Origin of the sequence: Oikeobacillus pervagus, assembly GCF_030813365.1 — a bacterium.
Classification (GTDB): domain Bacteria; phylum Bacillota; class Bacilli; order Bacillales; family DSM-23947; genus Oikeobacillus; species Oikeobacillus pervagus.
Genome location: NZ_JAUSUC010000084.1, coordinates 1 through 5,493, shown reverse-complemented (window position 1 = coordinate 5,493; position 5,493 = coordinate 1). Strand labels below are relative to the sequence as shown.

Sequence of the window (5,493 nt, the reverse complement as noted above, 5' to 3'; positions counted from 1 at the left end):
GTTCGCTCGACTTGCATGTATTAGGCACGCCGCCAGCGTTCGTCCTGAGCCAGGATCAAACTCTCCAAAGAATTTGATTTAGCTCTTTTTAAAAAAATCGAATTAACGTTGACGTTTTGTTTGTTTTGTTCAGTTTTCAAGGATCATCTAAAACTTCATTTCTCTTCAACTTTTAAAGCGAAGAATTAAATTCTATCAACTCTATTATATTCTGTCAATATCTTTTTGTTAGAAGTTTTTGTGTTGGTGTCTCAGTGACAAGTTTTATTATATAAAGTTTATTCATAGAAGTCAACAACTTTTTTGAAATTTATATTTTCAATTCAAATTCAAGTATATAATCTACTAGCCCCTCTTACCTTTGACAACTAAAAAGAGTTTAACTAATGACAAAAGCAAAAGCTGAAGCATCTGTTCATTGGCATATGAATTTTGCAGTTTTCGATTGAGATAAAAACGAGAGCGGGAGAATTTTTGAGCTGACGTTGACTGATCATAGGGAGAAAACGGAGAAATTCGCTTGCCGTTAGGTGCAACATCTTCAAAGAGATCCCTACTTCTACGTTTTATAGTTTCCAAAATGTCAGGATCCACCTGAAAAACAGATGGATCCTAGCCCCTATTTAATCTTCCCCTCATGTTTTTCTAAATATTGCACAGCAACTATCGCCAAAACCTGAGCTGCATATAGTAATGCTTTTTCGTCAATATCAAATTTCGGATGGTGATGAGGATATTTTGCTCCTATTTCCGGATTTCCGGCGCCTGTGAAAAAGAATGTCCCAGGAACCTTTTGTAAGTAATAAGAAAAGTCTTCACCAGCCATTTGCGGTTGGTAGTCAAAGACCTTCTCTTCTCCTAACAATTGTTGTGCGCATTTCATTGCAAATTGGGTTTCCTCTTGATGATTAATGACGGGTGGGTATCCTTTTTCAAATTCAAACGTATAAGAAGCCCCTGCTCCTTCGCAAAGTGTTTTTAATAAAGTTTCCATCCTATTAAAAACAATCTCCTGAACTTCTACATCAAATGTCCGGACCGTTCCAGATAATTGAACCTTCTCGGGGATCACATTGAAAGAGGAACCTGAGTGAATCGTACATACACTAATGACAGCCGATGACAGCGGGTCGATATTGCGACTGACAATTTGCTGCAACATCTGAATATAGTTTGTCGCCAAAATAATAGGGTCACACGTTCTATGTGGCTGACCACCATGCCCTCCTTCCCCTTGAATTTCCACTGTAAATTTATCTGCAGCAGCCATAATAGGGCCCGAGTGGAAACCAATTTTTCCAACAGGAATCGTGGACCAAAGATGTGTGCCAAAAATCGCATCCACTCCATCTAAGCAACCGTCTTCAATCATTGATATGGCTCCACCTGGGGTAATCTCCTCAGCGAATTGATGAATGAGCACCACTTTCCCTTTTATATGGTCACGATGTTCTTGCAAAACCTTCGCCACTGACAAAAGGGCCGCCGTATGACCATCATGTCCACATGCATGCATTTTCCCTGGCACCTTTGATTTGTACTCCACTTCCTTTTGATCCTGAATAGCTAATGCATCAAAATCTGCGCGTAAAGCAACCGTCTTCCCCGGATACTTCCCTTCTATAACTCCGACAACCCCGCGCCCTCCCACATCAGTTCGCACTTTAATTCCTAAAGAGTTTAAATATTCAGCAATTTTTTTCGGTGTATTTTCTTCCTCAAAAGATAATTCGGGAAATTGATGAAAATATCTTCTTAACGAAACCGTTTCCGTAAACATATTTTCCAATGATTTCACAATAGAATCAATCATTTCGATCTCCCCCAATTTAAAGTGCCAGGCACCATCCATTTTCTGGATGGTGCCTGGCACCTCCCTTATTCTGTATAATTATCGAAATAACCTTGGATGTAGACGATTGGTGTTCCTTTGTCTCCGCTACCTGATGTTAAATCAGATAGGGAACCGATTAGGTCAGTAAGTTTTCTCGGTGTGGTTCCTTGTGATTCCATCGCTCCGACAAGGTCTTCATCTTTATTATGAATATACTCAGAGATGGCTTGTTTTAATTCTTCTCCTCTTAAATGAGCAAAATTATTATCAGCAAGATATTTTAATTTAATTTCATTCGGTGTCCCATTAAGCCCAGATGTGTAGGCAGGTGATACAACCGGATCAGCAAGTTCCCAAATTTTACCCACAGGATCTTTAAATGCTCCATCCCCGTAGACCATGACTTCCACGGTTTTTCCTGTTTTTTCTTTAAGGATATTCTGGATATTTTCAACAATCGGCTGGCAATGACGTGGGAAAAGTTTCACGCTATCCTCTGTTGACTTATTGGACCCGAGAAGACCGTATTCTTCATTATATCCACTGCCATCAACAGGCTCTGATAGAATATCATCTAAGCTATAAACTTTTTCCGCACCATTAGAGGTTAAAATCTTCATCGTTCTGAATCTTGAGTGAATATCACAAGTCAAAACACTTTTTGTATAATCCAAGATCGTTTTTGGATTGTTACTGAAGATGACTTCACATTCCACTCCATATTCCTTAATGATTGATTTATAGTAACTTATATAATCAACACCAGTAAATGTATGTTTATTATAACCGAAATGCTCTCGGAACTCCTCTTCTGTTAAAACATCTGTCCAAGGATTTACCCCTTTATCATCCAATGAATCGATATCAACTAAATGATTTCCAACTTCATCAGACGGATAACTTAACATTAACACAATTTTCTTCGTTCCTTTTGCAATCCCACGTAAGCAAGTAGCAAAACGGTTGCGACTTAAGATTGGGAATATCACACCAACCGTATCATTTCCAAACTTAGCCTTCACGTCTTTGGCAATTTGATCAATAGATGCATAATTTCCTTGTGCACGTGCAACAATTGATTCCGTGATGGAAACAATATCTTTATCATTTATTTGAAAACCTTCTACTTCTGCAGCTTTTAATACACTTTCTACAACAATTTTTTCGATGTGATCGCCTTTATTAATGATCGGGCAACGTAAGCCACGGGCAACTGTCCCAACTACTCTTTCCAAAATGATCGCTCCTTAAATGCAGTTAATGGTAAAAAATTACCTACTTGTACTATACCCTATTTTAGTGATATAAGTGAAATGACTATATCCTATAATACCTATAAGGAGTGCTTATATGGTAAGCAAACTAGATTTATATAAAATATTTTGGAAGGTAGGGAAAAAAGAAAGCTTTTCTAAAGCCGCAAAATCCCTTTATATGACACAACCAGCTGTCAGTCAAGCGATCATGCAGTTAGAAAGGGAACTTGATACTCGATTATTTAATAGAACGCCTAAAGGAGTTAGCTTAACAATTGAAGGAAGTCTACTATTTGATTATGTGAATTCGGCCATTAATTTAATCGATACCGGGGAAAAGAAAATTTTGGAGTTTAGAAATTTAACAGCGGGAGAATTAGCGATTGGGGTAGGAGATACGATTTCTCGACATTTCCTCCTTCCATATTTGGAGGACTTCCGTAATAAATACCCTAATATTAAGTTTAAAATTGTCAACGGTACAACATCAAATATTTGTTCCATTTTAAAATCAGGTGAAGTTGATATTGGCATTTGCAATTTTCCACTCGAAGATCCGAAATTAGAACTAAGACCTTGCTTTGATATCCATGATATTTTTGTATGTGGAGAAAAATATAAACCGATCCTTTCACACACATTAAAATTCGAGGAGATGATGAAACTGCCCTTGATCCTCCTTGAATCAGAATCAAATTCAAGGAGCTATGTAGAAAATTATATGATCTCTAAAGGGGTCAAAATATCACCTGAGTTTGAATTAGGCTCACATGATTTATTATTGGAATTTGCTAGAATCAACTTAGGAATAGCCTGTGTTACGAGGGAGTTCTCCGAAGACTATTTAAACCAAGGTTTATTATATGAAGTCCAACTGCAAGAACAAATTCCAAAGCGCAGCATAGGAGTATGCTTTTTAAAAAGCGTACCTTTGTCCCCCGCCTCAACAAGATTTGTAGAAATGCTCACTGCATCTACATAAAAAGAGTGAAGAGGAAATAGCCGATACGCTATTCTCTTCACTCCTTTTTTACGCGCCTTAGAGGATTCGAACCTCTGACACACGGCTTAGAAGGCCGTTGCTCTATCCAGCTGAGCTAAAGGCGCATATAAATATGAAACTTTCTTACCGAAGTTGTCTAAATTCCTTTAACCTTTATGTAGTTCCTCGTGAAAATGGCTCCGCAGGTAGGATTCGAACCTACGACCGATCGGTTAACAGCCGATTGCTCTACCACTGAGCTACTGCGGAACAATAAAGATTATAGATGGTGGATCTAAGTGGGCTAGGAATATCAACCTCACACTTTTCAAGCATGCACCCTAACAAGCATAAGCTTCAGGTCCATTCTATCATATGGAGCGGGTGATGGGAATCGAACCCACGACAACAGCTTGGAAGGCTGTAGTTTTACCACTAAACTACACCCGCACAAGATCTTAAAGCGTAAAATATAGCATAATTAATGCAAAGTCTAGAATCTGGTCTTGTACAAATATCCTAACCGACTGAGCAACAAAGCTGATCAAAAGAGTGGAGCCTAGCGGGATCGAACCGCTGACCTCCTGCGTGCAAAGCAGGCGCTCTCCCAGCTGAGCTAAGGCCCCAAATGAGTTGGATATCGGGAAGACAGGATTCGAACCTGCGACCCCATGGTCCCAAACCATGTGCTCTACCAAGCTGAGCTACTTCCCGATAAAACGCGCCCGAGAGGAGTCGAACCCCTAACCTTTTGATCCGTAGTCAAACGCTCTATCCAATTGAGCTACGGGCGCAAGTGGTGCCGAGAACCGGAATCGAACCGGTACGGTAGTCACCTACCGCAGGATTTTAAGTCCTGTGCGTCTGCCAGTTCCGCCACCCCGGCAAATGGTGAGCCATGAAGGACTCGAACCTTCGACCCTCTGATTAAAAGTCAGATGCTCTACCAACTGAGCTAATGGCTCGTGAAAATAAAAAGATTTCATTGATTAGATGAAATGTCATGGTGCCAGTCAGGTATTCTTTCCAATTGAACTACCGGACCAATAATTGCGGGGGCAGGATTTGAACCTACGACCTCCGGGTTATGAGCCCGACGAGCTACCGGACTGCTCCACCCCGCGACAATTATAATATTGATGATGGAGGATGACGGGATCGAACCGCCGACCCCTTGCTTGTAAGGCAAGTGCTCTCCCAGCTGAGCTAATCCTCCATTATGTAAATTTTATACGAGAATGGTGACCCGTACGGGATTCGAACCCGTGTTACCGCCGTGAAAGGGCGGTGTCTTAACCGCTTGACCAACGGGCCAACAAAAATTTAGCAAAATAAATAACCCCAACTAAGGGGTATTGCTTGGCAACGTCCTACTCTTGCAGGGGGACAGCCCCCAACTACCATCGGCGCTGAAGAGCTTA

4 protein-coding genes, 11 tRNA genes and 1 rRNA gene are annotated in these 5,493 nt (G+C 40.5%); 1 reads left to right on the top strand and 15 read right to left on the bottom strand.

Annotated elements, in window-relative coordinates; translation table 11 throughout:
- From J2S13_RS16410 to J2S13_RS16395, 4 genes are all read right to left on the bottom strand, one after another.
- A 16S ribosomal RNA gene (locus J2S13_RS16410) occupies window positions 1-71 on the bottom strand; the annotation flags it as partial.
- A 274-nt stretch (window positions 72-345) separates the two neighbouring features.
- The gene (locus tag J2S13_RS16405) at window positions 346-579 is read right to left on the bottom strand and encodes a hypothetical protein (RefSeq protein ID WP_307258922.1); all 234 of its coding nucleotides are present in this window, start codon (window positions 577-579) and stop codon (window positions 346-348) included.
- A 40-nt stretch (window positions 580-619) separates the two neighbouring features.
- Entirely contained in the window at window positions 620-1,813 is a 1,194-nt protein-coding gene (locus tag J2S13_RS16400; protein ID WP_307258921.1) for a M20 metallopeptidase family protein, read from the bottom strand.
- A gap of 65 nt (window positions 1,814-1,878) precedes the next feature.
- A complete protein-coding gene (locus J2S13_RS16395; RefSeq protein ID WP_307258920.1) occupies window positions 1,879-3,069 on the bottom strand; it encodes a coenzyme F420-0:L-glutamate ligase in 1,191 nt (396 codons plus the stop codon).
- A 115-nt stretch (window positions 3,070-3,184) separates the two neighbouring features.
- Between J2S13_RS16395 and J2S13_RS16390 the strand changes: the two genes are divergently transcribed.
- On the top strand, window positions 3,185-4,072 hold the full coding sequence (locus J2S13_RS16390; protein ID WP_307258919.1) for a LysR family transcriptional regulator: 888 nt from the start codon (window positions 3,185-3,187) through the stop codon (window positions 4,070-4,072).
- A gap of 51 nt (window positions 4,073-4,123) precedes the next feature.
- On the opposite strand, the gene J2S13_RS16385 is transcribed toward J2S13_RS16390, so the two are convergent.
- From J2S13_RS16385 to J2S13_RS16335, 11 genes are all read right to left on the bottom strand, one after another.
- Window positions 4,124-4,197 (bottom strand) — tRNA-Arg (locus tag J2S13_RS16385).
- A 70-nt stretch (window positions 4,198-4,267) separates the two neighbouring features.
- Window positions 4,268-4,342: transfer RNA gene (locus tag J2S13_RS16380), tRNA-Asn, on the bottom strand.
- Window positions 4,343-4,448: 106 nt separating this feature from the next.
- Window positions 4,449-4,522: transfer RNA gene (locus J2S13_RS16375), tRNA-Gly, on the bottom strand.
- Between the two features lie 103 nt (window positions 4,523-4,625).
- Window positions 4,626-4,698: transfer RNA gene (locus tag J2S13_RS16370), tRNA-Ala, on the bottom strand.
- A gap of 14 nt (window positions 4,699-4,712) precedes the next feature.
- Window positions 4,713-4,786, bottom strand: a tRNA-Pro gene (locus J2S13_RS16365).
- A gap of 6 nt (window positions 4,787-4,792) precedes the next feature.
- Window positions 4,793-4,866 (bottom strand) — tRNA-Arg (locus J2S13_RS16360).
- A 3-nt stretch (window positions 4,867-4,869) separates the two neighbouring features.
- Window positions 4,870-4,958, bottom strand: a tRNA-Leu gene (locus tag J2S13_RS16355).
- Window positions 4,959-4,961: 3 nt separating this feature from the next.
- Window positions 4,962-5,037 (bottom strand) — tRNA-Lys (locus J2S13_RS16350).
- An 85-nt stretch (window positions 5,038-5,122) separates the two neighbouring features.
- Window positions 5,123-5,196: transfer RNA gene (locus tag J2S13_RS16345), tRNA-Met, on the bottom strand.
- A 19-nt stretch (window positions 5,197-5,215) separates the two neighbouring features.
- A tRNA-Val gene (locus tag J2S13_RS16340) sits at window positions 5,216-5,288 on the bottom strand.
- A 23-nt stretch (window positions 5,289-5,311) separates the two neighbouring features.
- A tRNA-Glu gene (locus J2S13_RS16335) sits at window positions 5,312-5,386 on the bottom strand.
- Between the last annotated feature and the right edge of the window lie 107 nt (window positions 5,387-5,493).